This window comes from Nocardia colli, assembly GCF_008704205.1.
Classification (GTDB): Bacteria; Actinomycetota; Actinomycetes; order Mycobacteriales; family Mycobacteriaceae; genus Nocardia; species Nocardia colli.
Map to the genome: position 1 here is coordinate 205,968 of NZ_VXLC01000006.1, position 26,993 is coordinate 232,960.

At 66.4% G+C, this 26,993-nt stretch carries 25 protein-coding genes; 14 read left to right on the plus strand and 11 right to left on the minus strand.

Annotated features, from left to right (window positions below; genetic code table 11):
* Positions 1 to 153 precede the first annotated feature (153 nt).
* Positions 154 to 468 (minus strand): integration host factor, actinobacterial type, encoded by a 315-nt coding sequence (gene mihF / locus F3087_RS17900; RefSeq protein WP_029895202.1) that lies wholly within the window; start codon positions 466 to 468, stop codon positions 154 to 156.
* A 531-nt stretch (positions 469 to 999) separates the two neighbouring features.
* Here mihF and F3087_RS17905 point away from each other — a divergent pair.
* The 6 genes from F3087_RS17905 (at position 1,000) to F3087_RS17930 (ending at position 5,719) form a co-directional block, all read left to right on the plus strand.
* Positions 1,000 to 1,377: a nuclear transport factor 2 family protein gene (locus F3087_RS17905; protein ID WP_150403116.1), complete on the plus strand. Its 378-nt coding sequence runs from the start codon at positions 1,000 to 1,002 to the stop codon at positions 1,375 to 1,377.
* Between the two features lie 191 nt (positions 1,378 to 1,568).
* Positions 1,569 to 2,384: a hypothetical protein gene (locus F3087_RS17910; RefSeq protein WP_150403117.1), complete on the plus strand. Its 816-nt coding sequence runs from the start codon at positions 1,569 to 1,571 to the stop codon at positions 2,382 to 2,384.
* Positions 2,385 to 2,625: 241 nt separating this feature from the next.
* Positions 2,626 to 3,231: a DUF3558 domain-containing protein gene (locus tag F3087_RS17915; protein ID WP_191094019.1), complete on the plus strand. Its 606-nt coding sequence runs from the start codon at positions 2,626 to 2,628 to the stop codon at positions 3,229 to 3,231.
* A gap of 3 nt (positions 3,232 to 3,234) precedes the next feature.
* Entirely contained in the window at positions 3,235 to 3,627 is a 393-nt protein-coding gene (locus F3087_RS17920) for a hypothetical protein (RefSeq protein ID WP_150403119.1), read from the plus strand.
* Positions 3,624 to 4,937: a PPE domain-containing protein gene (locus F3087_RS17925; protein WP_150403120.1), complete on the plus strand. Its 1,314-nt coding sequence runs from the start codon at positions 3,624 to 3,626 to the stop codon at positions 4,935 to 4,937. The genes F3087_RS17920 and F3087_RS17925 overlap by 4 nt, the downstream gene beginning before the upstream one ends.
* Positions 4,938 to 4,939: 2 nt before the next feature.
* A complete protein-coding gene (locus F3087_RS17930) occupies positions 4,940 to 5,719 on the plus strand; it encodes an ESX secretion-associated protein EspG (protein ID WP_150403121.1) in 780 nt (259 codons plus the stop codon).
* A 6-nt stretch (positions 5,720 to 5,725) separates the two neighbouring features.
* Here F3087_RS17930 and F3087_RS17935 read toward each other — a convergent pair whose 3' ends face one another.
* Positions 5,726 to 6,172: a DUF4254 domain-containing protein gene (locus F3087_RS17935; protein WP_223885158.1), complete on the minus strand. Its 447-nt coding sequence runs from the start codon at positions 6,170 to 6,172 to the stop codon at positions 5,726 to 5,728.
* Between the two features lie 369 nt (positions 6,173 to 6,541).
* Here F3087_RS17935 and F3087_RS17940 point away from each other — a divergent pair, with 369 nt between their 5' ends.
* Both F3087_RS17940 and F3087_RS17945 read left to right on the plus strand, forming a co-directional pair.
* Entirely contained in the window at positions 6,542 to 7,420 is an 879-nt protein-coding gene (locus tag F3087_RS17940; protein ID WP_150403123.1) for a helix-turn-helix domain-containing protein, read from the plus strand.
* The gene (locus tag F3087_RS17945) at positions 7,417 to 7,620 is read left to right on the plus strand and encodes a DUF397 domain-containing protein (protein WP_150403124.1); all 204 of its coding nucleotides are present in this window, start codon (positions 7,417 to 7,419) and stop codon (positions 7,618 to 7,620) included. The genes F3087_RS17940 and F3087_RS17945 overlap by 4 nt, the downstream gene beginning before the upstream one ends.
* 76 nt (positions 7,621 to 7,696) lie before the next feature.
* On the opposite strand, the gene F3087_RS17950 is transcribed toward F3087_RS17945, so the two are convergent.
* Positions 7,697 to 8,419 (minus strand): GNAT family N-acetyltransferase, encoded by a 723-nt coding sequence (locus F3087_RS17950; protein ID WP_150403125.1) that lies wholly within the window; start codon positions 8,417 to 8,419, stop codon positions 7,697 to 7,699.
* Between the two features lie 243 nt (positions 8,420 to 8,662).
* Between F3087_RS17950 and F3087_RS17955 the strand changes: the two genes are divergently transcribed.
* A complete protein-coding gene (locus F3087_RS17955) occupies positions 8,663 to 10,351 on the plus strand; it encodes an alpha/beta fold hydrolase (RefSeq protein WP_223885190.1) in 1,689 nt (562 codons plus the stop codon).
* 311 nt (positions 10,352 to 10,662) lie between these two features.
* Here the strand turns inward: F3087_RS17955 and F3087_RS17960 are convergent, their stop codons facing one another.
* Entirely contained in the window at positions 10,663 to 11,280 is a 618-nt protein-coding gene (locus F3087_RS17960) for a LysE family translocator (protein WP_150403127.1), read from the minus strand.
* Positions 11,281 to 11,390: 110 nt separating this feature from the next.
* Between F3087_RS17960 and F3087_RS17965 the strand changes: the two genes are divergently transcribed.
* Complete coding sequence (locus F3087_RS17965) at positions 11,391 to 11,843, plus strand: Lrp/AsnC family transcriptional regulator (protein ID WP_150403128.1); 453 nt, start codon at positions 11,391 to 11,393, stop codon at positions 11,841 to 11,843.
* A 4-nt stretch (positions 11,844 to 11,847) separates the two neighbouring features.
* On the opposite strand, the gene F3087_RS17970 is transcribed toward F3087_RS17965, so the two are convergent.
* From F3087_RS17970 to F3087_RS18000, 7 genes are all read right to left on the minus strand, one after another.
* Positions 11,848 to 12,123: a ribosomal protein L7/L12 gene (locus F3087_RS17970; protein ID WP_150403129.1), complete on the minus strand. Its 276-nt coding sequence runs from the start codon at positions 12,121 to 12,123 to the stop codon at positions 11,848 to 11,850.
* Between the two features lie 34 nt (positions 12,124 to 12,157).
* Complete coding sequence (locus tag F3087_RS17975; protein ID WP_223885159.1) at positions 12,158 to 12,526, minus strand: STAS domain-containing protein; 369 nt, start codon at positions 12,524 to 12,526, stop codon at positions 12,158 to 12,160.
* Between the two features lie 321 nt (positions 12,527 to 12,847).
* Entirely contained in the window at positions 12,848 to 14,128 is a 1,281-nt protein-coding gene (gene clpX, locus F3087_RS17980) for an ATP-dependent Clp protease ATP-binding subunit ClpX (protein ID WP_150403131.1), read from the minus strand.
* Positions 14,129 to 14,577: 449 nt separating this feature from the next.
* Entirely contained in the window at positions 14,578 to 15,249 is a 672-nt protein-coding gene (locus tag F3087_RS17985; RefSeq protein ID WP_150403132.1) for an ATP-dependent Clp protease proteolytic subunit, read from the minus strand.
* A 67-nt stretch (positions 15,250 to 15,316) separates the two neighbouring features.
* Positions 15,317 to 15,907: an ATP-dependent Clp protease proteolytic subunit gene (locus F3087_RS17990; RefSeq protein WP_150403133.1), complete on the minus strand. Its 591-nt coding sequence runs from the start codon at positions 15,905 to 15,907 to the stop codon at positions 15,317 to 15,319.
* Between the two features lie 193 nt (positions 15,908 to 16,100).
* Positions 16,101 to 17,516, minus strand: a complete 1,416-nt coding sequence (gene tig, locus F3087_RS17995; RefSeq protein ID WP_150403134.1) for a trigger factor — start codon at positions 17,514 to 17,516, stop codon at positions 16,101 to 16,103.
* 169 nt (positions 17,517 to 17,685) lie between these two features.
* On the minus strand, positions 17,686 to 18,264 hold the full coding sequence (locus F3087_RS18000) for an FKBP-type peptidyl-prolyl cis-trans isomerase (protein ID WP_150403135.1): 579 nt from the start codon (positions 18,262 to 18,264) through the stop codon (positions 17,686 to 17,688).
* A gap of 111 nt (positions 18,265 to 18,375) precedes the next feature.
* On the opposite strand from F3087_RS18000, the gene F3087_RS18005 reads away from it, so the two are divergent.
* The 4 genes from F3087_RS18005 to F3087_RS18025 all read left to right on the plus strand — a co-directional run bounded on the left by F3087_RS18005 (position 18,376) and on the right by F3087_RS18025 (position 26,992).
* Positions 18,376 to 20,841: a phosphoketolase family protein gene (locus F3087_RS18005; RefSeq protein ID WP_223885160.1), complete on the plus strand. Its 2,466-nt coding sequence runs from the start codon at positions 18,376 to 18,378 to the stop codon at positions 20,839 to 20,841.
* Between the two features lie 73 nt (positions 20,842 to 20,914).
* Positions 20,915 to 23,023, plus strand: a complete 2,109-nt coding sequence (locus tag F3087_RS46605) for a 3' terminal RNA ribose 2'-O-methyltransferase Hen1 (protein WP_223885161.1) — start codon at positions 20,915 to 20,917, stop codon at positions 23,021 to 23,023.
* The gene (locus F3087_RS18020; RefSeq protein ID WP_150403136.1) at positions 23,023 to 25,617 is read left to right on the plus strand and encodes a polynucleotide kinase-phosphatase; all 2,595 of its coding nucleotides are present in this window, start codon (positions 23,023 to 23,025) and stop codon (positions 25,615 to 25,617) included. The genes F3087_RS46605 and F3087_RS18020 overlap by 1 nt, the downstream gene beginning before the upstream one ends.
* A gap of 139 nt (positions 25,618 to 25,756) precedes the next feature.
* Positions 25,757 to 26,992, plus strand: a complete 1,236-nt coding sequence (locus F3087_RS18025; protein ID WP_223885162.1) for a serine hydrolase domain-containing protein — start codon at positions 25,757 to 25,759, stop codon at positions 26,990 to 26,992.
* The last annotated feature ends 1 nt before the right edge of the window (position 26,993 follow it).

Sequence of the window (26,993 nt, forward strand, 5' to 3'; positions counted from 1 at the left end):
CGTCTCGGCGCTGTGGGGCGTTTGAACTGTCCGTGCGGCTGGGGGCTGAGCTACGTGGTCAGGACCGCGAGCAGGCGGTCCTTCGCGAGGCAGAGCCGCGCCACCGACGTGAGGTTTCGTTCCCCGGTTCTAGCAACCGCGAGTTGTAGCTCGTCAGTCCTTCAGGGCGTCAAGCAGCGCCGCACGCTGACGTGCGCCGAGCCCGCCGATCCGACGATCCTCCGGGATCTCCGCCTGATCCATCAACTTGGCGGCCTTCACCGGTCCGACACCTGGCAGAGCCTTGATCACCGCGGCGACCTTGGTCTTCTTGACCAGCTCATCGGAGTCGGCCTTCTTCAGCAGGTCGGCGACCGAAACCTTGCCCGCCTTCACCTTGCCGATCAGTTCGGAGCGCGCCTTGCGGACCGCTGCCGCTTTGGCCAACGCTTCAGTGCGCTGCTCCGCGGTCATGGTAGGCAGTGCCATGTCTCCTCCGCTTCCACTCGTCACTCGAACATCTGGTTGACCGGACCGAGTAAACAGCACTCCACCGGCAGCGCAAGGCCGACACACCGGGACCGGTTCGGCGGAGTTAGCGATGAGTTTCCTGGCCAGAGGCCGCCGAACACAGTAATCAGCGGGCAAAAAGGACAAAATTCGCTGCTGTTCCGCTCACAGGACCGGCGGTAACACGTCGGCCGGTAAACGCGACAGAATCTACGAAAGCATCAGCGCGGGATAAAGGTTCAACGGCGAACCACGGGGGATCAATGGCGATCCCCGGCACCGGGCGCGATCGGGATCTCCGATCGTCACCGTGTCCTACGACGCGGATGCCGACAACAGCACAGCGTCTGCGGGGGCAATGCAACTTTCGGGGGGATTCCCCACCGGCCCGAGCCACATCGATCGCCGTTGGACAGCGCAACGAGAGCGCGGAACCGATCCTTGACCGCCCCCGCGGCTGTGCTGCTAGTCTGCCGAATTAGAACACGTTCCAATTCGGCAGGAGTTCCGATGACCAAGCAGATCCGCGATGCGATCGAGCAGTACGTCAAGCTGGTCGGCGCCGGTCCGACCGAGGCCATCGTCGAGCTCTACGCGCCCGACGCGACCGTCGAAGATCCGGTCGGCACCCCCGTCCGGCAGGGCCACGCCGCCATCCGCGAGTTCTACGACGTGATCGGCGCGCTCGACCGGGACACCGAGCTGCGGGCGGACACCGTGCGCATCGCGGGCAACGAGGCCGTCTTCATGTTCACCATCGTCACCCGGGTCGCCGGGCAGCGCTTCACGCTGACGCCGATCGACATGATGGAATTCGACGACGCGGGCAAGATCATCCGCATGCGCGCCTTCTGGAGCCAGGAAGACATGGCCATCGAGCCCGAGTGACTCGCCGGGATTTTCGGCGCAGATAACGCTCGACCGTGTCCTCGGCGCGCTGAATCGACTATGAAGAGTAGGTGTCGGTGCCACCTGTCCGCTACCCTCGCAGCGAGCTACTACCCAGCTCCCGGTGATCGGGCAGCCCGGCATCTCCCGATTTGTCGAGTTCCGTTCAGCCCATCCACTTTTGGAGCAGCATGCCCGAGGAACACCCCTTCGACGAAGTCGCGCAGTTGGCCAGGCGGGTCGAGCGGGCCCGCGGTCGACTGGCCTACCAGTTCGATCCCGCGCTGACCGAGGCATTGGCCGAGGACGAGCTGGAAGCCGAACGCGAACTGGCCGAGCGCATCCGCACCCAGGACCGCGGTCAGCGGTGGAAGTACGCGGAGGCCGTCTCCAACGCCGCCGACCGTGCCCGGCAGACCAAGGAAGCCATCGAGAAGGCCGACATCCGCGACCTGCTGATGGCCCGCAAAGCCATTGCCGCACAGCGTCGTGAGTCCAGCCCGCACGCGCAGCTCGCCTCGCTGTACCGGCATCGCGCCTGGTCGTTGCGCGCGCTGGCGGGCGTGGTGATCGCCGGCATGCTGTGGTCGGCGGTCAACGTGCAGCACAACATCGCGCCGGACGGCATCACGGATCCGTTGTACTGGTTCAGTTATCTGGTCGAGGCGATGATCAGCGTGTGTCTGGTGATCATCATGATCGGCACGACCAAGCTGGCCGAATGGGGTGTGCTGAACAGTCGCACTCAGGTTGTCACAGCCGAAATCGTGTTGCTGGCACTGACGATCGGGTTGAACACGTATCCGCACGTGCGGGATGCGCGGTGGTTCGACGCCGGGGTGCACGCGGTGGCGCCGATGATGATCGGTGTCGCGTTGCTGACGCACAACGCGGCGAGTGCGCGGTACAGCCAGGCGATCACCCGGGCCACCGAGCACATTCGGGACAATCCGGATCGGCCGCGGCCTACGTTCGACAGCACGTTGCTGGGGGCGCAGCGGGGGTGATCGCCGGTTGGGCGTTATCGCCTGACTTGTGATCGCCGATCGTGGTGATTTGTTGTGTGAGGGTCCGGGTCGGGTGGGTTCCGGTCCGGATCTCAGAGGTCGTTTGACTGGCTGCCAAAATGCGCCCGTGTTGTTGCGGGCTGTCAGTGGTCGGCGGTACGGTTTGCCCAGGTAACGGGGGTGGGCACCGGGATACAGCCACCTCCGGATGGATTTCGGACACCGGCGGTTAGGGGAACGGATGACCAGCAGGGGGAGCAAGCTGCGTGGTATCGCCCTGGTAGTGGGTGTTGGGTTGGTGTTGGCGGGGTGTGAGAAGACGACGGATGGGGCGCCTACGGGGACGGGGGCGAGTTCAGCAAGTTCGAGTGCGAAGCCGTCTGGATCGAAGGATCCGGACGCGGCGATCTGGGATCCGTGTACCGCGCTGCCAGACGATGCGCTGCGCGCTGATGAACTCAATCCCGACACCCGAACCAAGGACATCGCAAGGTTCGACCCAACCGGATGGAAAGTGTGTGCCTGGCGATCAACGGCCAAATGGTACGACCTGGGGATCTACTCCGGCGAACCCACGCTTCAGCAGGTTCGACAACGGCAAGACCTCGAGAGCGTAGTACCGCTCACGGTCGGGGGGCATCCGGCATTGCGCTTCTTGTTCGCCGATGATGCCGAGAAACGGCTCGATTGCGGTGTGGCGGTCGAAGTCCCCCAAGGAAAAGCGGCAGGAACGGTGGCGTTCCTGGTCACTACGCGCTACTCGATCGGCAAGCTCGGCGATCCGTGTGACCAGGCGACCCGGCATGCAAACGATTTTGCGAAATATTTGCCCGGCGGAGGGAACTGAACGATGGCTTCAGCTGCGCAACCGTCAGACTGGCGCCAGCTGCTCGACCGAGCCAACGCAGGCGAGCTGAGACTGAGTCCAGAAGTCGGTAAGGATCTCGACGCGAAGTGTGAGACGTATCTGGACGACCTCGACGATATCCGCAGCTCTATGCGCGGTGTTTCGTGGGCTACGGGATTCGGCGGAATGCCGTCTGGTCCTGTCTTGGAGCGGAAGTTTGCACTCAAGGGCAGAGGCGGCGACACCTCACTCGAGTCATCTCTGGAGACGCACATCGATGAAGTCAAACTCATGCGCCAAGTCTTCGCGCAAGCCATGGCGAACTATCACGCGGTCGATGAAAGCAACAGCCAGCAGATCCCGACCCTCGACGTCCCGGGGAAGGACGGCTCATGAGTCAGGACGACTACCAAGCGCGGATCATCGCGGCTCAGCAGCAGTGGAACGACGACCGTACGGCGATCTACTCGCATCTCAGCAAGCTTGCGCAGGATCTGGAACAGGGTTACGACCCGCCGTCGATCACCGACCCTGGGCAGGATCTGTTCGTCATCGAGACCAGCACACTGCAAGATCTCATCAGCAAGGTCGAGGTTATGAAACCCGGCCAAGCGTGGGAGGCCTCGCAGATGTGGCAGAACGTCAGTGCAGCATTCCGGGAGAAGTCGCACACATTTGGTGACGCGATCAAGGCGACCGTCGCCAACGGTTGGAAAGGCCAGGCCGCAGACCAGGCGGTCCAATCGGTCGGCCGGTATGTGGACATGTCGCAGCAGCTGACACTCTCCACCGAGCTCATTTCGGTGAAGCTGTCCGAGATGTATACCGGTCTGCATCAGACCCAGGCGTTGATGCCCCGCGCCAGTGACAGCAGCCCGGACTTGCGTGGGAAGACGCTGCCCAGCGAGGGTGTGCTCAAGGTCGACGACCACAATCAGACCGAAGCGACCGCGGAGGCTCGGCGTGTGCTGCGCACCGTGTACTGGCAGGTCGCGAATCAGACGGACAACGGTGTTCCTGTCGTGCCCAACAGCCCGACCTTGGTGAGCAATCCGGATCAGCCGGTGAGTCCGCCGTCGACTTCGCCCAGCCCGCAGACTTCCTCCGGTGCCAGCGATCAGCCGAAGCAGGAGAATCCGGCTTCGAACGAAGACAAGTCCGGAGACAAGACGGGCGACAAGTCCGGTGACCCGAGTCAGAATCCGAACTCGACCCAGCCGGCGAGCAACAACCCGCAGACCACCACCTCCGGCACGACACCCCAATCCACCACTCAGGCAAACAATCCGACGTCGACGCCGAGCACCACCTCGCCGACTCCGAACCAGAACACTCCCGGCGCAACGCCGGTGACGACGCCTAGCCGCAACAGCCCGGGCAGCCCGACCACGCGTTCGCCCGGCAGTCCTGGCAGCCCCGGAAGTCCGCGCACCTCAACCACTCCCGGCACGCCCTCCCCCGGCCGCAGCATCCCCGGCACCCCGGGGCAACCGGGAACCACGGCCCCACTGGCGGCTCGCGCCGGAACCAGCACCGGTGCCGCAGGCCGACCCGGCATGAGCGGCATGCCGATGGGCGGCGCGGGAGCGAAGAAGGACGACGACGAAGGCGCCCACCAGACCAAGGATTACTTGATCGGGGACTGGTCCGAGGAACTCCTCGGTGAACCGACCAAAGCCGTGCCGCCGGTGATCGGGGAAAACTGAGCGTGCGCAGCTGGAGATTCACCGGCCAGGAGTTCGACATCCTCTGGTCGGCTTACGGTCGCGACCGTCTGCCCTATCCCCTGGCGTTCCGTCCGACGACGGCGGTCGACTGGGATGACCTGGTGCGGCAACGGGAGTCGGCCGTTCAGGAGTTGCTCGGCCGGTATTCGGAGAACCTGGAACTCGCCTTGACGACGCTGCTGGAACCCGAAACCCGGGTCGAATCCAAGGGTTTCGGCGGTTCCGGGCTCGCCGCGGTGTTCCGCTTCCACGGCGCGGTCCGAAATGGCTCCGGCGCCACCCTCGTTCAGCTGCCCGGCACCGCGGAGGACACCGGCGGCGACGTGATCATGGGCCTGTGCGCACCGAGCGAGGTGGCCGCGGCCGCGGTGGCCGCGCTGCCGAAAGCCCAGGCGGGCACCCATCCGGCGGTGAGCTTCCGCAGGGACGAGATCGCCGCCGACCGGCAGCGCTACAGCCGCCGCCCCGACGAGGTCAGCATCAACGATCAACTCAACCGCATGTTCAAGCGCGACCGCACCGCCGTCGGCGAGATCACCGTATTCCCCGGTCCGGCAATAGATTCCAGGCCGACCACCGACGGCCGCGGCTTCCTGTGGACCGACTACGCCGACGACGGCCGCTACTACATCAAGTCCGGCGACCCCATCGTCGCCACTCCCATGAGCCCCACCTCGATGACCAACGAAATAGCGCGCCTGCTCGACCTCACCCGCCGCTACTACCGCATGGAAAACGAGCAGTCCAAAGCCACGTGGTGAAGGAGGCTACGGACCGCCCGGCAAACGCCTACGCCCAGCACTCAACTCCGCCGCCAAATCGTCGTAACCGATAGCCAATTCGGCGAGCTGCTCCCACGCGTCGCCCAACTCCCACTGCGACGCACTGGTCAAAGCCGCGAACGCACAAGCGGTGTACTGAGCCAGCTTGTCGACAACGGCGCCGACCGTCTCGGTATGGACGTGCGCGGCGCCGTGCGAAGGTGGCAGTTGCAGGATGACCCAGCGATCGATGTCGCGGACCAAGCCTGCACGCCGCGAGTCGATGTCATCGATATGCCTGCGGTCGGCGATCGTATCCTTGGCGGCGCACAACCTCTGCTCATGCAGGTCGGTCAGCTCCCGGGCAAGCCGAAGCAGTGGATGGTCCGCCGGCAGTTCTCCCCGACAGGCTTGCAGCAGCTGATGTTTCGGCGGAAACGGATCGGTCAACACCGAGATCCCCTCGCCTGCAAGATGGTTCGGCTCATCGCCGAGTATTCCGCGGATAGACCACAGAGACGCCGGCAGTAGGCCCAGCGAGAAGTTGGTGTGTCCGCGAACAGCAGGTTGTCCATGCGCAGCCTCGACTTATCTTGCCTGGTTGAAGGGTGCGCCCGGCTGATCACGAAGCTGCTAGGTTTGCTGTGGACTCCCTACCGCTTCACCGGGCGCACATCAACGAAACACCTGTCAGGGTGGTGATGTGTGCGGCTTCGGGCGGCCCGGATGAAGTCCCCCGAATCCCCAGCAAACCTCCCGCGGCAGTTGCCATGATCTACCCGATGCGGGTCGAACGGCCCGCCCGAAGTGGGGAGGACAGCAATGTCGGACACCGGATCCACCTTGCCGCGACGGCAGCTCGGCCGGTATCTGATCGATTGGCGCACTCGCGCGGGGATGAGCCAGCAGCGGGCTGCCGAGCTACTGGAGATCGGTTCGAGCAGCTTGCAGCGCCTGGAGCGCGGCTTGAACGGCCGCGTGCAAGTGCGCGAAATCCAGGCAGCCTGCGATCTGTACGGGATCTCCGACGCGGAATCCGAAATCGTGATCGCGCTTGCCCGGCAGGCGAATGTGAAGACCTGGTGGTACAAAGCCGCCGATCGAGTCCCTATTCATTTCGACGGCTACGTCAAGTTGGAGGCAGCGGCGGTCGAACTGCGAACGTACCAGCCAGAACTCATACCGGGCCTGCTACAGACGCCCGACTACATCCGCGGCCTGTTCACTGGGCGTCCGGAAGACGATGCGGCCGAGTATGACCGGTGGGTTCAGATCAAGAAGCAACGGCAGAACAACGTGACGCGCAAGCACCGGCCGACAGATCTTTTCGCCATCGTCTCCGAAGCCGCGCTCCGCAGGGTGTCCGGCAGCCCACAGGTCATGGCGGCCCAGCTACGTCATCTCGCCGACATGTCTACCCGTCCGAACATCAACCTTCAGGTGCTCCCGTTCAGCGCCGGGTTTCCGCGTGGCGTATCCAGTGGCCCCTTCATGATTTTGAACTTCGGCATCACCGCTACCGGCGTGCCGGTAGAGCCGACGGTGGTCTACGTAGAGGGCTCAACTGTCGACATGTATCTCGAAGAACCCATCGATGTGCAGCGGTACCATGACCTGTACACCGCAATCGAGCACGCTGCGCTGGACTCGGTTGCAAGCAGAGATCTGATCAGGAAAACAGCAAGGGAGCACGCGGCATGAGCGTCCCGCCACCTGACGCCCGCTGGTTCAAGAGCAGCCGCAGCGAGGCGAACAATGAGTGCGTAGAGGTTGCGTTTCTCGCCGACGGCCTCGTCGGAGTCCGAGACTCCAAGAACCCCAACGGTTCCGCGCTGGTCTTCACGCCCAAAGAATGGGCTGCCTTCACCACCGGGGTAGTCGATGGTGAGTTCAACCGCTGAATAGGCCAGTGAACAGCCCTCGGTTCGCTGCATAATCCGGGGGCTGCCCGGCAGCGGTCGGCACGGTCACCGGTGCTCAGCTCAACCTGATGCTGAGCTGCATGCCTAGTTCACGGAAGCCCAGGGCACGGGCGACTCTCCTGGACTGCGGCCGGCGTGCGCGCCACTGGGGTAGCAATCCGGCGTCGAGCGCGTGCGCCACCGCACCAGACGCGACGATCCGCGCGATGCCCTGGCCGCGCCGATCCGGTGCGGTCAGGACGGAGAGGTGCGCTGTTCGGCTGGGCCACCTGCGGTATCCGGCGGCGGCGATCAGCTCCCCTCCGTCGCGAACGGCGAAGGCAGGAGATGTGATCTCGTCCAGGCCGCTTTCGGCCGCGTCTTGATCGCCGGATCGCACCTCTAGTTTGCGCAGGTCGAGGTGCTCGGCCGGTAAGGATTCGACGGCCAGCGAACTCGCCGACGCAGGGCGGAAGCCGTCCTCATCCACGTATGCCAGCACAGCTGGGCCGAGCACCTCCGCCAGCGGCAAGGCCTTACCGAGTACATTGGGGTCGGCAAGATCCGCCACCGACAGCTGTCCGGCCGCGGCGCGAATCGCCACTGCCGCAGCGGAACTGGGAGCGGTTACTATCGCCTGCCCGTGCAGCGCAATGATGCCCGCCCAGCCTGGCGGACAGAGCAGTGCTTTCGGTGAAACCACCACGCTGACGCCGGTCGCCGAACTGAACGAAACCGGTACTGCCGCCAGTCCTTCCCACAACGCTCGGACTTCGGCCAGCACCGGATCCGTCGACATGGCCCCATTGTTGTTCGAGGCCGAGCGTCGGACAACGACATTTACGCCGATCTGCCGGACAGGGTGAGCTGTACCCATCTGCCGCACGCACGCCAAAGAAGGCAGAGACGACGCGACAGCGGGCACCCGGGCGAACCATTGACGACTTCCTTCCGCCCCTGAGAGATAGCTGATTACACTGACGCAAGGCCCATTTGGGTGGAGGGGGATTCCATGCGCCGAGGACGGCGACCTGTCTTGTCCGTGCCCGTACTGGCAGCTGCCTTCTCGTTGATGGCCGGGCACGCCTCGGCGGACAGCGGTTCATACAGTGCCGAATTCCAGCCGCCACCTGCACATTTCATCGAGTACCCCGATGGTGCACCTCAGGTGCCGGCCGAGCTGGCCACGCAACGCTTGGACTGGAAGCCCTGTGCCGAGGTCGGGCTGGTCGCCGCCGCACACGGCAGTCCGCAGTCCGGCGTTCGCGCGCTGCTGCTCGACGGTGTGGAATGCGCGTCGGTGCGGACGCCGCTCGACTGGACGCAGCCTGACTCGGGAGCTGTTGCGACCTTCGAGATTTCGCGGCTGCCCGCACAGCAGACGACCGCGCGGCCACGTCAGTTGTTGACCAGCCCGGGCGGTCCGGGGGCGGGGTCGCTGCTCAATCCGATCGAGTGGGCAACGGCGTTCCCCGAATTGCGCGAGAACTACGACCTACTAGGTTTCGATCCACGCGGCACCCGTGCATCCAGCACTGACCAGGACTGCGACGCAACACTTTCGGGCGATCCGCTACTCATGGGCACCGGACGTAACGATCGCACCGACGTGCTCGACTTCTCGACCGAATCGGTACGGGTTCAGCTCAGCCAGGCTCGCGACTGGGTCCGGTCCTGCGTCGACCGCACACCACGTACCCCGGCGGGTGCCTCCACGATCGGGACCATCACGTACTGGCAGACAGTTCGAGATCTGGACTTGGTGCGCGCTCTGCTGGATGCACCGACCTGGAGCTATCTCGGCGTTTCCCAAGGCACCCTGCTCGGACTCGAACTGGCACGTTCCTTCCCCGACCGCATCGAGCGCCTGGTGCTCGACTCGGTCGACGACCCTGGGATGTCCACTGCTGCAAGCTATGCCGAACGCGCCCTGCGTCAACAACGAGTGCTCGAGCAACAGTTCGCACCGTGGCTCGCCGCCCGCGGCACGGTCTTCGGCGATACCCCGGCCGCAGTACTGAATGCCCTGACCAAACTGCGCGCCGACCTGACAGCACACCCCATCCCACTGCCCCTCGATCACACCTTCAGCGGCAACGATCTCAACCTGCTGTTCTTCGGCCTCGACAACAGCCCCTACGAGGCGCTCGAACGCAAGCTGCTGACCTTGCGAACCGGCCTCGACGCTCCCTCTGCCGGAGCACAATTGAACGCCGCCTCGACATTCAGGCTCCCACCGCTGCTGGACGACCTGGGCCAGGATGTCATTCTCGCCGGTTCCCGGACCGGCTGGTGGACCGCCCGCACCTGCGACATCGACTCGTGGACTCACGACCTCGACGAGATCGTCCACACCACAAGACAACTCGCCGCTAACGCACCATTGACCTACTTGGGCATGAATTTTTCCGCGGTCTGCGCGTTCTGGCCCGAATCACACACGGGCACAAGCACAGCGGGCTTCGACCGGATCGGGTCCGCGCTGCTCATGGCCAACGAGCGAGACCCGGTGACACCGATCTCGGGCGCCCGCGCGGCCCGCTCGATAATCCCAGCCTCGCGGCTGATCACGGTGGTCGGCCGGCCCGGCCATCTCGTCCTGCCGCAGACCCGGCCCAAGGGCCTCCCTGGTTCGGTCCCCGGCACCAGCGCGTGCGCCCGAGCCATCACGGTCGACTATCTCGTCCACGGCCGGCTCCCCGGCCAGGACACCGCCTGCCAGCCGAACTGATCCGGACATGGATCTGCCCCGAGGTCGATGTTCGAGTCGACCTCGGGGCAGTCGGGATTGCGCGGGCCGCGGATGCCTGCAGGTGTTCACCCGCGACCCGGTCTATCTACCTACCGGAGGACCCCAGGGCGCCGGCCGCGCCACCGACGAAGTCGGCGACCGCAATATATGCAGCAGCGATGGCGACCAAAAGGAACTCCATGACCGGTACATCGCTCGGCAGTAGTGATTCGTTACCAGAATCTTTTTCCGAGTTTGTGCGCGAACTCGAGGTGACCTGTCGGTGGCCGCAGCGAGCGGGGCGGGCCAACTCAAAGTAGACGTTCCACCAAGAGCAACGTGCCGATGATGATCATGGCGACGCCGGACACCCGGGTGACGATGCGGGCCGCGGTGGGGCGAGCGCGTAGGACGGTGCGAGCCAAGACGCCGACGCACAGATAGATCGCCGCGCAGCTCAGCGTATGGATCAGGCCGAGGGTGCCGATCTGGGCGGCGAGCGGCCAGGACCCGGTCCGGTCGGTGAACTGCGGCAGCAACGCCAGGAACAGCAGGATGGCCTTGGGATTCAGGCCGCTGATCCCGATACCGCGCAGCACGCTGGTCCCCCATGGCGCGGGATTCGCCTGCTCGGGCAGCGCGGCCGGAGTGCCCGCCGATGCGAGGGTGGTGCCGCCGAGCCACATCAGATACAGGCCGCCGAACACCGTAAGCGCGGTCAGCACAACCGGATTCCGATCGACCACCGCCGCGACACCGGCCGCCACCACCGCGGTCAACGCGACGTATCCGAGCAGCAGTCCCCCGACCGCCGGCAACACCGAACGCTCGCGCAGACCGGCGGCGATCGCATACGCCCAATCCGCGCCGGGCACCAGGATCAGCAGAACCGACACCGTCCAGAACGCGGCGATGTACCCGACAGCCATGCGGACCTGCTCCCTTCGAATGATTACCCGAAGGAAGGATAGGCGAGTTGATCAAGGAGGTGATTCCAAGTTTTCGCAGCTAGGCGGCCATCTGTGGAAGGATCTACCGCATGGATCGCGTTGACCGGAAGATTCTTGCCGAGCTCCAGCAGAACGGGCGACTGACGATCACCGAGCTCGCCGCCCGAGTCCGGCTGAGCCTGTCGCCATGCCACCGCCGGCTGCGGGAATTGGAGAAGTCCGGAGTCATCCGCGGCTACCGCGCGCTGGTCGACGCCGCGGCCGTCGGGCTGACCTTCGAGGCGCTGGTTTTCGTGACGATGCGGCAAGAGGATCGCACCACCGTGGCCGCGTTCGAGCAGGCGGTCGCGGAGATACCGCATGTGTTGCAGGCGCAGCGCCTGTTCGGCGATCCGGATTTCCTGCTGCGCATCGTGGCGGCGGATCTGCCTGCGTTCCAACAGCTTTACGACGAGAAGCTGGCCACGCTACCCGGCGTCCAGCATTTGACGTCCACGCTGGTGATGAAGCACGTGGTGCTCGAACGGCCGGTGCCGCTGTGACCGATCAGTACCGGTGACGCGCTTCGACGGCGTCCTTGGCCTCTTTGAGGCCGGCGCCGGTCAGCTCCCGGTACCGCTTGATCGCCTGAATCTTCTTGTCGTGCAGCAAGAGTGCGTCGATCTCGGCCCAACTGAAAGCGGGCCGTGCGTCGGTCGGCACGGCCCGGATCGGTTCGGCGGGAAGGACAGGCAGGTCTTGAATCCCCAGGTGCTGGAGGATCAGATCGACTTTGTAGTTCAGCGCGTCGATCTTCCGTTCGAGGCGGCGGTGAGCAAACATGATCGAATCGTAGTGACTACCACCGCCACTGGAATTACGCGGCGTCGAGCAACGCTTCGACGAGGTTGGCCGCGGTATCGAAGGAGGCGACGTCACCCGCGACCTCGAGCAGCCGATCGACACAGCGCGGCCCGGTGACCAAGCGGATCCGGCGGTCGGTGTGCCCGGCCCAGGTGCGGGCCTCGATCAGTACGTGCAGGCCGGCGACGCCGAAGAATGTCACCTGGGACAGGTCGATGACCACCAGCGGCCCGGCGGTGTTCAAGGAGCCGATCAACTGCGAGCGGAACTGGTCGGCGGTGTAGAAGTCCACTTCACCCGCGAGCGCGCACAGGGTTACCTTCTCGCTGGGGGCGGTGATCGAGACGCTCAGTCGGGCTTCCGCTTCGGAAAGGCTCGGCAAGGTCGCTCGACTCGGTGCCACACCTCGGTTCGGCACGGGGTCCGGTCTCGACGTCGTACTCGCGGGGAATGCGGAAGTAGCAAGGGTGGTCGACATGAGGATCTCAGTCCTGTCGCGCACGGCAATTGACGTCCGTTGCCGGCAATGCGTTGCGCCCGGGGCTCCTCGTGAGCTCAGAACTAGGCTGTGTGCTCAACCCTGAATACCGGGTACCCAGGATGATGGGCGTTCACACCCTTTCGGCCCAACTTCTTTCCCGCCGGTAACAACGAAAGAAGCCACCGCGCTTGGGCGATGGCTTCTTTCGGTTCTGACGTGGGGTTACGCCGACTTCTCCCGGCGTTCGGTCCGCTGCGCCTTGCGCGGCACGATGGTCGGCAGCACATTTTCGGTGACGGTGTCGGAGTCGACGACCACCTTGGCGACGTCGTCGCGGCTGGGGATGTCGTACATCACCGGCAGCAGGACTTCCTCCATGATGGCGCGCAGGCCACGAGCGCCGGTGCCGCGCAGGATCGCCTGATCGGCGATCGCTTCCAGCGCGTCGGTGGTGAACTCGAGGTCGACGCCGTCCATCTCGAACAGCCGGACGTACTGCTTGACCAGCGCGTTCTTCGGCTCGGAGAGGATCTTGACCAGCGATTCCTTGTCCAGGTTGGTCACCGAGGCGACGACCGGGAGGCGGCCGATGAACTCGGGGATCAGGCCGAACTTGATCAGATCCTCCGGCATCACCTCGGCGAAGTGATCGGCGGTGTCGATCTCGGACTTGGACCGCACCTCGGAGCCGAAGCCGATGCCGCGGTGGCCGGTCCGCTCGGAGACGATCCGCTCCAGGCCGGCGAACGCGCCCGCGACGATGAACAGCACGTTGGTGGTGTCGATCTGGATGAACTCCTGGTGCGGGTGCTTGCGCCCGCCCTGCGGCGGCACGCTCGCCTGGGTGCCCTCCAGAATCTTCAGCAGCGCCTGCTGCACGCCCTCGCCGGAGACGTCGCGGGTGATCGACGGGTTCTCGCTCTTGCGGGCGATCTTGTCGACCTCATCGATGTAGATGATGCCGGTCTCGGCGCGCTTGACGTCGTAATCCGCGGCCTGGATCAGCTTCAGCAGGATGTTCTCCACATCCTCGCCGACATAGCCCGCCTCGGTCAGCGCGGTCGCGTCCGCGATGGCGAACGGGACGTTCAGCATCTTGGCCAGCGTCTGCGCGAGGTAGGTCTTGCCGCAGCCGGTCGGGCCGAGCATCAGGATGTTCGACTTGGTCAGCTCGACGACCTCGCCGCGGCTGTCGCGGCCCTTGTCGCCGGCCTGGATGCGCTTGTAGTGGTTGTAGACGGCCACCGCGAGTGTGCGCTTGGCGGTGTCCTGCCCGATCACGTAGTTCTCCAGGAAGTCCCGGATCTCCGCGGGCTTGGGCAGCTCATCGAGCTTGACCTCGCTGGACTCAGCGAGTTCTTCCTCGATGATCTCGTTGCATAGATCGATGCACTCGTCGCAGATGTACACCCCTGGTCCCGCAATGAGCTTCTTGACCTGCTTCTGGCTCTTTCCGCAGAACGAGCACTTGAGCAGATCGCCGCCATCTCCGATGCGCGCCATCTCGTGGGTCCCTACTTCCTTGTCCGCGTGCAACCGTCCGTCCAGGTTGCCAGCTATCTGCCGCGTTAACTGTTCGCGCCACCGGCCGTAGTCGCAAACGCATCGACCGGTTCCGGTGGGTGAGGCAGTGCTGTCAACCGGGAGCAAAGGTCCCTAGGTTGACCGTACCTGGTGTGTGCGATGGAGGTCGACAACTCGAGCATGTTTCTCCGCCGGGTTGTGCGAGTTCTCACCGCACCGGAGCGCGTTGTGTCCGTTCAAGCGGCCTTTTCGTGGGCCGGCCGCTTGTTTCATCGGGGCTGGTGACCGAAGCGTTTCCGGGCCAGCCGTGGCACTGAAGCAGTCCGGCCGGGCAGCACGCAACAAGGCGCACTTCCCGGCCGGAATTCCCTGGGGTGTAGCAACTTACGAGCGAATCGCCGCCGGGATCGGCGATTCGCTCCGGTCGATCACTTCTTCTGCGCGCTGAGCTTGCGGTAGTCGAACACCTGGTCGATGATCCCGTACTCCTTGGCCTCCGCCGCGGTCAGGATCTTGTCGCGGTCGGTGTCCTTGCGGATCTGATCCGCGTCCTTGCCGGTGTGGTAGGCCAGCGTGGTCTCCATCAGGCGACGCATGCGCTCGATCTCGGCGGCCTGGATCTCCAGGTCCGAGACCTGACCCTGGATGCCACCCTCCAGCGCAGGCTGGTGGATCAGCACCCGGGCGTTGGGCAGGCAGGCACGCTTGCCGGGGGTGCCGGCGGCCAGCAGCACAGCGGCGGCCGAGGCGGCCTGGCCCAGGCAGACGGTCGCGACGTCGGCGCGCACGTACTGCATGGTGTCGTAGATGGCCATCAGCGAGGTGAACGAGCCGCCGGGCGAGTTGATGTACATGGTGATGTCGCGGTCGGGATCGAGCGACTCGAGCACCAGCAGCTGGGCCATGACGTCGTTCGCCGAGGCGTCGTCCACCTGCACGCCGAGGAAGATGATGCGCTCCTCGAACAGCTTGTTGTACGGGTTGGACTCCTTGACGCCGAAGCTCGAGTGCTCGATGAACGACGGCAGGATGTAGCGCGACTCGGCGCCCTGCGGTGCCATACCGCCGAGCGCTGCGCGTGGGTCAAACTGGTTGGCCATCTTCGTCTCCAAAGTCTGTGTGTGTAAGCCGCGGATGCGCTGAACGGACAGTGAGTCCGGATGGCGCCTAGTTGTCGGCGACGCCGTTGGTCTGGTTCGCGTGGCTGATCACTCGATCGATGAAGCCGTACTCCAGCGCCTGCTGGGCGGTGAACCAGCGGTCGCGGTCGGCGTCGGCGGCGACCTGCTCCACGGACTTGCCGGTGTGCAGCGCCTGCAGCTCGTTGAGCTCACGCTTGGTGTGCGCGAACTGCTCGGCCATGATCGCGATGTCGGCGGCCGAACCACCGATGCCCGCCGACGGCTGGTGCATCATGATCCGCGCGTGCGGCAGGGCGAAGCGCTTGCCCTTGGTGCCCGCGGTGAGCAGGAACTGGCCCATCGACGCGGCCAGGCCCATGCCGAAGGTGGCGATGTCGCACTCGGCGAACTGCATGGTGTCGTAGATCGCCATGCCCGCGGTGACCGAGCCACCAGGCGAGTTGATGTAGAGCGCGATGTCCTTGGTCGGATCCTCCGCAGTGAGAAGCAGGATCTGCGCGCAGAGCTTGTTCGCGATGTCGTCGTCGACCTGGGTGCCGAGGAAGATGATGCGATTGGTAAGCAGTCGCTCGTACACCGAATCGCTGAGGTTGAGACCAGCAGTCGCGGATGTCATGACGACCCCTGCCTGATTGACTGTCACGGATACCTGCCTTTTCTTACCGGCTCGTTGGCCGACGGCCATCTCTGGTTCGTTGTCACAAACATTAACGAAGCAGGGCGGCACCGAACTCCCGGTACCGCCCTTCTTCGCTCACAGCGCAATCAGCACAGCTCGCAGCCGCTTCTCACGCTGGCATTGCATGGATTTATTCGGCCTTCGCCGCAGCGGTCTCGGTCGACTCGTCGTCCGCGGCCACGTCGGTGATCGCCTCGACCTCGTCGGCAGCGGCGACAGAATCATCTGGGGCACCGAACATTTCGGCGGTGTCCACCACGTTGCCCTCGGAGTCTGTCACCTTCACCTTGCCGACGACGCCCGCGAGCGCCTTGCCGCGCCGGACGTCGGCGAAGATCGCGCCGAGCTGGCCGGCCTGCTGCACCTGCTGGATGAACTGCTCCGGCGCCAGGCCGTAGCGCTGGGACTGGAACAGGATCCGCTCGGTGAGCTCTTCCTGGCCGACCTGGGTGTTCTCCGCCTCGGCGATGGCGTCCAGCAGCAGCTGGGTACGCACCGACTTCTCGGCGGACTCCTTGGCGTCCTTGTCGAACTCTTCGCGGCTCGAGCCCTGGGCCTCCAGCGCCTCGGCGAGCTTGGCCTCGTCGTGGTCGAAGCCGTGCACGGCGTCGTGGGTGACCGCGTCGATCTCGGCCTGCACGACGGCCTCGGGCAGCGGCACCTCGACCTGCTCGAGCAGGGTCTCCAGCACCTTGTCCCGGATCTGGCCCGCCTGCTCGACCTTCTTGCTCCGCTCGACCCGGGTGCGCAGGTCGGTCTTCAGCTCTTCGAGGGTGTCGAATTCGCTGGCCAGCTGGGCGAAGTCGTCGTCGGCCTCGGGCAGCTCGCGCTCCTTGACGGACTGCACGGTGACCTTGATGACGGCTTCCTTGCCCGCGTGCTCACCGGCGACCAGGGTCGAGGTGAACTCCTTGGACTCGCCGGCGGCCAGGCCGATCAGCGCCTCGTCCAGGCCCTCGATGAGCTGGCCGGAGCCGACCTCGTGGGACAGGCCGGTGGTGGCCGCCTCGGGGACGTCCTCGCCGTCGACGGTCGCGGACAGATCGATGGAGACGAAGTCGCCGTCCTGCACCGCGCGCTCGACCCCGGTGAGGGTGCCGAAGCGCTGGCGCAGCGACTGCAGCTGCTCGTCGATGTCCTCGTCGCCGATGGTGAAGGCGTCGACGGAGACCTCGATGGTCTCGTACTCCGGCAGCGTGAGCTCGGGGCGCACGTCGACCTCGGCGGTGAACGCGAGCTCCTCGCCGTCCTCGATCTTGGTGATCTCGATCTCCGGCTGGCCGATGACCTTCACGTCGGACGCGGTGACGGCCTCGCTGTAGCGGCCGGGCAGCACGTCGTTGACGACCTGCTCCAGCACCGCGCCGCGGCCGAGGCGCGCCTCGAGCAGCTTGGCCGGCGCCTTACCCGGACGGAAGCCGGGGATCTTGACCTGCTTGGCGAGTGCCTTGTACGCGCGATCGAAGTCCGGCTTGAGTTCCTCGAAGGGCACCTCGACATTGATCCGGACCCGGGTCGGGCTCAGCTGCTCGACGGTGCTCTTCACGGACATGCTCCTTGTTCGTCGTCTGTTCTGGTTGAGACGCGATCCCCCGTCGTCCCGGACTTCTACCGGGACCCCGGCACCCGCCGGGCTGGCGAGGGACGCGGCGTACGCATCCCGACCAGGTTAGTTGACCGGCCGGGGCGCGCTGCACTGGGCCGCTTTTCCGGCCCTACTTGCCGACCGATACCGCGTCGGTGACGAAGACCAGCGTCTCGTTCGGCGCGATGCCGCTGCGGCCGCTGGCGCCGTAGCCGAGGTCCGGCGGCACGATCAGCAGCCGGCGCGCGCCCTGCTGCACGCCGATCAGGCCCTGGTCCCAGCCGGGAATGACCTGGCCGCCGCCGAGCGTGAGCTGGAACGGGGTGCCGCGATCGAAGGAGCTGTCCTTCTTCTGTCCGTTGGACCAGGTGATCAGCGCGTAGTTCATGGTCAGCGGCTGGCCCGCGGCGGCGCCGGGACCGGTGCCCGCGATCAAGTCCTTGGTGATGAGCTTCTTCGGCGGATCGCAGTTGTCCGGGAGGGTGATCTTCGGCGCGGTGCCGAAGTCGCCGCTCACGCCGATGTCCTCCGCGGTGCATTCGCGGCCCTTGCTCGCCGACGGGGCGCCCTGCGCCTGCGCGGTGACCTTCGCGGCGGAGGAGGTAGAGGAGGGAGTGGACGACGCCTTGTCGTCCGAGCCACAGGCGACCAGAGTGAACGCTGCCGCGGCCATGGTGCCGATCCCGATGAACCTGCCGAGTGTGTGCATGCGGCGGACCCTAGACCATCGGGGCGGCGGACGTCCGAGTCGCCCGGCGCGCGTCGAACTGCCGTTACGCTGGGACTGGAATTCTCCCCCCAGTACGAGGAGAGTCGGCGCATGACCCACCCCAGTTCGGGCAGTGACACCTCGGCCGACAACGTCGGTGGCGCGGGCGGGCAGACCGTCGCCCCCGCGCCCTACCGGCTGACCGACCTCGCCGGACCACTGGATCGCGACGAGCTGACCTCGATTGATGCCTGGTGGCGGGCGGCGAACTACCTGTCCGTCGGACAGATCTATCTGATGGCGAATCCGCTGCTGCGCGAGCCGCTTCGGGCCGAACACATCAAGCCGCGGCTGCTCGGCCATTTCGGTACCGTGCCCGGGTTGAACCTGGTGTGGGTGCATGCCAATCGGGCGATCCGGCAGCGCGGGCTCGACGCGGTGTTCGTGGCCGGGCCGGGACACGGCGGGCCGGGGCCGAACGCATGCGGCTGGCTCGAAGGGACGTACTCCGAGCTGTACAGCCACATTCCGCAGGATGCCGCGGGGATGGGGTCGTTCTTCGCGCAGTTCTCCTTCCCCGGCGGGGTGCCGAGCCACTGCGCGCCGGAGACCCCCGGGTCGTTCCACGAGGGCGGCGAGCTCGGCTACTCGCTCATGCATGCGTTCGGCGCGGCGCTGGATCACCCGGATCTGACCGTGTTCTGCGTGATCGGCGACGGCGAGGCGGAGACCGGGCCGCTGGCCACCAGCTGGCACGGGAACAAGTTCGTCAATCCGGCCCGCGACGGCGCGGTGCTGCCGATCCTCGCGCTGAACCAGTACAAGATCGCCAATCCGACCGTCCTGGCGCGGATTCCGGAGGCGGAGCTGGTGTCGCTGATGCGCGGGTACGGCTACGAGCCGATCATCGTGGCGGGCAGCGACCCGACCGCGGTGCACCAGGCGATGGCTGTCGCGATCGACACCTGCATGGAACGCATCGCGCAGATTCAGCGGGCCGCGCGCGGCGGCACCGACGCGGTGCGGCCGATCTGGCCGATGATCGTGCTGCGCACGCCGAAGGGCTGGACCTGTCCGCCGGTGGTGGACGGCGAGCCGGTCGAGGGCACGTTCCGTGCGCATCAGGTGCCGTTGCCCGCGGCGCGCACCGACGCGAATCACCGTGCGGTGCTGGAACAGTGGCTGCGGTCCTACCGCCCGGAGGAGCTGTTCGACGAGCTGGGCAGGCCGGTGTCGGAGCTGCTGGATCAGGTGCCCGAGGGCGACTACCGGATGAGCGCCAACCCGGTTGCCAACGGCGGCACGCTCGTTCGCGACTTGAGCCTGCCGGACTGGCGCGACTTCGGGGTCGAGGTCGCCACGCCGGGCGGGTCGCAGCACGAGGCGACCAGGGTGCTCGGCGGCTGGTTGCGCGAGGTCACCCGGCACAACCCGGACAACTTCCTCACCTTCGCGCCGGACGAGCTGGCCAGCAATCGGTTACAGGACATCCTCGACGTGACCGGACGCAACTGGCAGGCCGAAATCGGCGATTACGACGAGCGTCTCGACCGCACCGGGCGGGTGATCGAGGTGCTGTCCGAGCACATGTGCCAGGGGCTGCTGGAGGGGTACCTGCTGACCGGCAGGCACGGGGTGTTCACCTGCTACGAGGCATTCATCCACATCGTCGACGCGATGTTCAACCAGCACGCGAAGTGGCTCGACGCGAGTGCGGCGGTGCCGTGGCGGCGGCCGATCGCGAGCCTCAATTACCTGCTGTCGTCGCATGTTTGGCGGCAGGATCACAACGGATTCACGCATCAGGATCCCGGGTTCCTCGATGTGGTGCTGAACAAGAAAGCGTCGATCGTGCGGGTCTATCTGCCGCCGGACGCCAACACGCTGCTGTCCACCTATGACCACTGCCTGCGGTCGCGGCACTACGTCAACGTGGTGGTCGCGGGCAAACAGCCGCAGGCGGACTGGCTTTCGGTGAACGATGCCGCCGAGCACTGCGCGCGCGGCATCGGGATCTGGGACTGGGCGGGGCACAACGACGAGCTCGGCACCGTGCCGGATGTCGTGCTGGCCTGCGCCGGTGACGTGCCGACGCTGGAAACCCTTGCGGCGGCGGCGATTCTGCGCGATCGGCTGCCGGGGTTACGGGTCCGGGTGGTCAACGTGGTCGATCTGACCCGGTTGCAGCCGCAGGACGATCATCCACATGGGTTGCCGGACAGCGAGTTCGACACGTTGTTCACCCATGATCGGCCGGTGATCTTCGCGTTCCACGGGTATCCGTGGCTGGTGCACCGGCTCACCTATCGACGGGCCAACCATGCCGGGCTGCATGTGCGGGGGTACCAGGAGCGCGGCACCACCACCACGCCGTTCGACATGGTGATGCTCAACGATCTGGATCGGTTTCACCTGGTGATGGACGTCATCGATCGGGTGCCGAGCCTGGGTGAGCGGGCCGCGGGGCTGCGGCAGGAGATGGTGGACGCGCGGTGGGAGGCGCGGGCCTGGACCCGGGAGCACGGCGAGGACATCCCCGCGGTCGCGGACTGGACTTGGCCGTATCCGACGGAATGAGCGCTGATCGGGTAGCTGCGGCCAGGATGAAACTTCCTTGCGCAGGTTGGCGGGCCTACGCGACGATCGCTACATGCTTCTGACGATCACTTGCACACCACCGGACGGCGCGGCTTGGCCGGCGACCGATCTGGGGTTCTTGCTGCACAAGAATCCCGACCGGGTGCAGGCGTTCGAGCAGTCGTACGGCACGGCGCACGTGGTGTACCCGGAGGCGACGGCCACACGGTGCACCGTGGCGCTGGTGCTGGAGATCGATCCGATCCGGTTGGTGCGCGGACGTTCCCGTGGGACACCGGATTTCAGCCTCGGGCAGTACGTCAACGATCGGCCGTATGCGGCGTCGTCGTTGCTGTCGGTGGCGATCGGCGCGGTGTTCCGCACGGCGCTGCACGGACGGTGCACGTTGCGGCCGGAACTGGTGCAGACGGCATTGCCGTTGCGGATCGAGTTGCCCGCGGTGCCGTGTCGCGGCGGGGCGGAGGTGGCCGAGCGGATGTTCGCGCCGCTCGGCTGGGCAGTGACCGCCACTCCGCTGCCGTTGGATCCGGCGTTCCCGGAGTGGGGTGATTCGCATTACCTGCGGGTCGAGTTGTCCGGAACCGTGCTCCTGTCGGACGCGCTGTCGCACCTGTACGTGCTGCTGCCGGTACTGGACGGGGCCAAGCACTACTGGGTAGCCGGCGACGAGGTCGACAAACTGATCCGGGCCGGCGGCGGGTGGCTGGCCGAGCATCCGGAGCGCGGCTGGATCACGCGCCGGTACCTGGCGCGCCGGCATTCGCTGGTGCGAACGGCGTTGGCCCGATTGGCGGAGTTGGACGAGGTCGAGCCGGAACTGCTGGACGCGGTGGAGGTGGACGACTGCGACGAGGCCGAGCCGAGCGAGGCTGGGCAGGTCATCGAGTCTGCCGAAACACCTTTCGGCACAAGCCGACTGGCTTCCATCAGCGATGCTGACTCGAACGCGACGGCTCCGGGAGATCCGGTAGCCGTCAGCAGCGGTGCGCCGGTGAGCACCCGGTTCGACGACGAGAAGAACCTCCCGGCCAACCCGGTGAGCGATACCAGCGGCACAACGGTCGCAGTCGGCAGCGCCGCGACCCCGAGCGACACTCTCACCGCGGCAGACAGCGACAACACACCCGCCACCGGCAGCACGCCCGATAACGGCAGCGCAACTGCGGCGACCCACAGCAGCACAGCCGTGGGAGTCGGCGGCGCTGCGTCCCCGGGCGACCATGTCATCGCGGCCGACAGCGACAACACACCCGTCACCGGCAGCGCGACCGATAGCGGCGGCGCTACCGCGGAGACCTACAGCAGCACGACGGACGGCGCGACCGCTAGCGATGTCCCACGCGTGACGGTGACAGACGGCGGCGTCGACACGACCGCGAACGTCAGTTTCACCGCGACCGGCACAAATGCCACTGCGTCGACCGGTGACGACAGCGCGAATGGGAGTCAGGGCGGCGGCGCGTCGATGGCTGATGGCCTGGGCGCGGTGCCGATTGGACACGGTGCGGTCGAAACTGTCGGCGGGTCAACGTCTTTGGCGGTGACGCGGCGGGCGGCGGTGGTTTCCGCGCTGCATGAGGTGGGGGCGCGGCGGGTGCTCGATCTCGGGTGTGGTGAGGGGGCGTTGTTGCGGGAGTTGCTGGCGGACAAGGCGTTCAGTGAGATCGTGGGGGTGGATGTGTCGATGCGGGCGTTGCATGTCGCCGAACGTAAGTTGCGGCTCGAGCGGATGCCTGAACGGGTGGCGCAGCGGCTGACGCTGCGGCAGGGGGCGCTGACCTACACCGATACTCGGTTGCGCGGGTATGACGCGGCGGTGCTGATGGAGGTCATCGAGCACGTCGATCTGCCGCGGCTCGGGGCGCTGGAGCACGCCGTGTTCGCTTCGGCGGCGCCAGGTGCGGTGGTGGTCACCACGCCCAACGCGGAGTTCAACGTGCGTTTCGAGACGTTGGCGGCGGACACGTTCCGGCATGCCGATCATCGATTCGAATGGACCAGAGCGGAATTCGCGGCGTGGGCCGACGGAGTCGCGGCCCGGCACGGGTACAGCGTGCGGTTCGTGCCGATCGGCGTGCCCGATCCAGAGCTCGGGGCGCCCACGCAGATGGCTGTTTTCACGAAATCAGAGGTCACTACGACAGCGGAAGGGGCGGCATGATGACGGAGCTTTCGGTGCCCGAGCTGTCCCTGGTGGTGTTGATCGGCAGCACTGGATCGGGCAAGTCGACGTTCGCGCGCAAGCACTTTCGGTCGACCGCGGTGGTGTCCTCCGATGCCTGCCGCGGCGTGGTGAGCGACGACGAGAACGACCAGTCGGCGACCGCCGAGGCGTTCGCGCTGTTGCACCACATCGCCGGCGTTCGGCTGCGGCGTGGACTGCGCACGGTCGTCGACGCGACCAACGTGCAGGCCAAGTCGCGGCAGGAACTGATCGCGGTGGCCCGCGCGCACGACGTGCTGCCGGTGGCGATCGTGCTGGATGTACCGGATTCGGTGTGCCTGGAACGTAATTCGGCGCGACCGGACCGGGCTTCGCTCGGCGCGCACGTGGTGATCCGGCAGCAGCGCGAGCTGCGGCGCAGCCTGCGCGGGCTGGAGCGGGAGGGCTTCCGCAAGGTGTACGTCCTGCGCGGGGTGGCCGAGATCGAAGCGGCGACCATCGTCGACGAGAAGGCATGGAACGACAAGCGGGAGCTGACCGGGCCGTTCGACGTGATCGGTGACGTGCACGGGTGCCGCAGCGAATTGGAAACGCTGCTGGGCGAACTCGGGTACGCCATCGATCGCGACGATGCGGGCCGGGCGATCGGCGCGCGCCATCCCGAGGGTCGTACGGCGGTGTTCGTCGGCGACCTCGTCGACCGCGGGCCGGACACTCCGGGCGTGCTGCGGCTGGTGATGGGCATGGTCGCGGCGGGAACCGGCCTCTGCGTCACCGGCAATCACGAGAACAAGCTCGTGCGGGCCCTCGACGGCAAGCAGGTCCGGGTGGCACACGGCTTGGCCGAATCGCTGGCGCAGCTCGAAGCCGAGGACGACGTGTTCCGCAAGGCGGCGCACGATTTCTGCCGCGGGCTGGTCAGCCACTATGTGCTCGACGGCGGCAAGCTGGTCGTCGCGCACGCGGGGCTGAAGGAAGAGTTCCACGGGCGGGCTTCGGGGCGAGTGCGGTCGTTCGCGATGTACGGCGAAACCACCGGGGAGACAGACGAATACGGCCTGCCGGTGCGGTATCCGTGGGCCAACGACTATCGCGGTCGCGCCACGGTGCTGTACGGGCACACGCCGGTGCTCGATTTGCAGTGGGTGAACAACACGCTGTGCCTGGACACCGGCGTGGTGTTCGGCGGACGGCTCTCGGCGCTGCGCTATCCGGAGCGAGAGCCGGTTTCGGTTGCGGCCGAGTCGGTTTGGTACGAGCCGGTGCGGCCGCTCGAAGCGGTGACGATCAGTACGCCCGAGGGCGTGGTGCACCGCGATCCCGGCGTACTCGACCTGGAGGACGTGATCGGCCGGCGGGTGGTGGAGACCAGGTATCACGGCCGGGTCGGCGTGCAGGAGGAAAATGCCTGCGCCGCACTGGAAGTGATGAGCCGCTTCGCCATCGATCCGCGCTGGCTGGTGTATCTGCCGCCGACGATGGCGCCCTGTGCGACGTCGGACCAGGCGGGTTACCTGGAGCATCCGGCGGAGGCGTTCGCGTACTACCGCGCGGAGGGTGTCGATCAGCTGGTGTGCGAGGAGAAGCACATGGGGTCGCGGGCGGTGGTCCTGGTCGCCAGGTCCGCTCAGGCCGCGCGGGACCGGTTCGGCGTCGATGACGGCGGCACCGGGGTGATCTACACGCGCACCGGGCGGCCGTTCTTCGATGATCCGGCGCACACCGAGGCGTTGCTTACTCGCGTGCGAGTCGCTGCCGATACGGCGGGGCTGTTCGATGAGCTGCGCACCGAATGGCTGCTGCTCGATGCCGAGCTGATGCCATGGTCGGCGAAGGCAATCGGGTTGCTGCGCAACCAGTATGCCGCCGTCGGCGCCGCGGCACGGGCGGCGCTCGGCGCGACTACCGACGTGTTGGCGGCGGTGGCGGAACGCGGATTGGATGTCGCCGATCTGGCGAACCGCACCGGGGAACGCCAGGACGACGCGGCGGCGTTCGCCAAGGCTTATGGCCGCTACTGCTGGCCGGTCGACGGCCTGTCCGGGCTTCGGCTCGCACCGTTCCAGATCCTGGCCGGCGAAGGGACGAATTATGCAGTACGCGAGCATGATTGGCACCTCACGCTGATCGACCGCCTGGTCGCGGCCGACACCGAGCTGTGCACCTCGACGGGCCGGATGTTCGTCGATCTGACCGATCCGGACAGCGTCGCGGCCGCCACCACCTGGTGGACCGAGCTCACCACGGCGGGCGGCGAAGGCATGGTGGTCAAGCCCCGGCAGGCGCTGGTGCGCGGACCGAAGAAGTCCGAAGGCGCCACCGGAGACGGCAGGCTGGTGCAGCCCGGCGTGAAATGCCGTGGCCCCGAGTACCTCCGGATCATCTACGGCCCGGAATACCTGCGCGAGGCCAACCTCGATCGCCTGCGTTCGCGCGGCCTCGGCCGCAAGCGCTCGATGGCGTTGCGCGAGTACGCCCTCGGCCTCGAGGCCTTAGACCGGCTCGCCGCGGGTGAACCGCTGTGGCGGGTCCACGAGGCCGTCTTCGCGGTGCTCGCGCTGGAATCGGAGCCGGTCGACCCACGGCTGTGACGGGTGTGCCGACCCCGGACCAACTGTCTCAGACCCATTGCACGCGACGACTGACACGCGTTACCGTGGGGCGTTAGCAAGCCGCTTGCAAGTGTTACCGCGACGGCTTGTCTGGCGTACGGGACAAAGGAGTCTGACCATGCCGTTCGCGAGTTCGGACAGCACACCCAGCAACGGGCACATGCTTATCGACGACCGCTTCACCGTCGTGGCCGGGAAGTTCTTCTCGATGTTCCGGCGCAAGCGACAGGGCGGCGGCGCCCTCGCGGTCTACCTGAACGGTGCGCCGGTGCTGGACATCTGGGCCGGGTGGGCGGACAGCGACCGGCGCTGGCACGCCGACACGATGGCGCTGTCGTATTCGACCGGCAAGGGTGTCGCGGCCACGGTCATCAATCGGCTGGCCGAACGCGGCGTGCTCGACTACGACGCCCCGGTGGCCACCTACTGGCCGGAGTTCGCGGCGAACGGCAAGGAAGCCATCACCCTGCGCGACGTACTGAGTCACCGCGCCGGATTGCAGCGCACCCGCGGCCTGGTCGACGATCCGGCGGACCTGCTCGACCACGACGCCATGGCCGCCGCCATCGCCGCCTCCGCGCCGGACCCGCTGCGGCTGCGCGCGTCCGGGTATCACGGGCTCACCTTCGGCACCATCGTCGCGGAGATCGCGCAGCGGGCGACCGGGCGCAAATTCACCGACCTGGTGCGCTCCGAGCTGGCGAAACCGCTGGGCGACAACGACTTCTATTTCGGCGTCCCGCAGCGCGAGCGGCATCGGCTGGCCAAGCTGTCGCCGCGGCTCGGGGTCGCGCGGGTGCCGTTCGACCGGATGATCGCCCCGTTCGCCTCGCTGCGCGCGGTGCATTCGGCGCGCAGCGCGGTGTACGACGGCTGGGCCGACATGACGCTCGGCGAGCAGCCCTACGACACGATGATGCCCGGCTGGAACGGGGTTTTCACGGCGCGCGCACTGGCCAAGATGTACGGCGCGATCGCCAACGACGGCATGATCGGCCGCCGGCGGCTGCTGCGGCCGGAGACCACCCGGCTGATCGCGCAGATGCCGCCGAACGGGCGGTTCGACTACGTGCTCGGCGCCGCACCGCATTTCGCGCTCGGCTATCACCGCGGCATCGTCGGCACCAAGCTGACCCGGCAGGCGTTGGGGCACTTCGGAATCGGCGGATCAGGCGGTATCGCCATGCCGAGTTTCGGTCTTTCGGTCGCGTTCGTCACCAATCACCTCGGCAATCACGCGATGTCACTGGGCGACGCGCGGCTGCCGGTGCTCGCCATGCTCGCGCAGCGGGCCGCCCGCGGGCTGGAAGGCACCGGCGAACTGCCGGATTCCCTCGACGTCGCGGTCGGTTGAG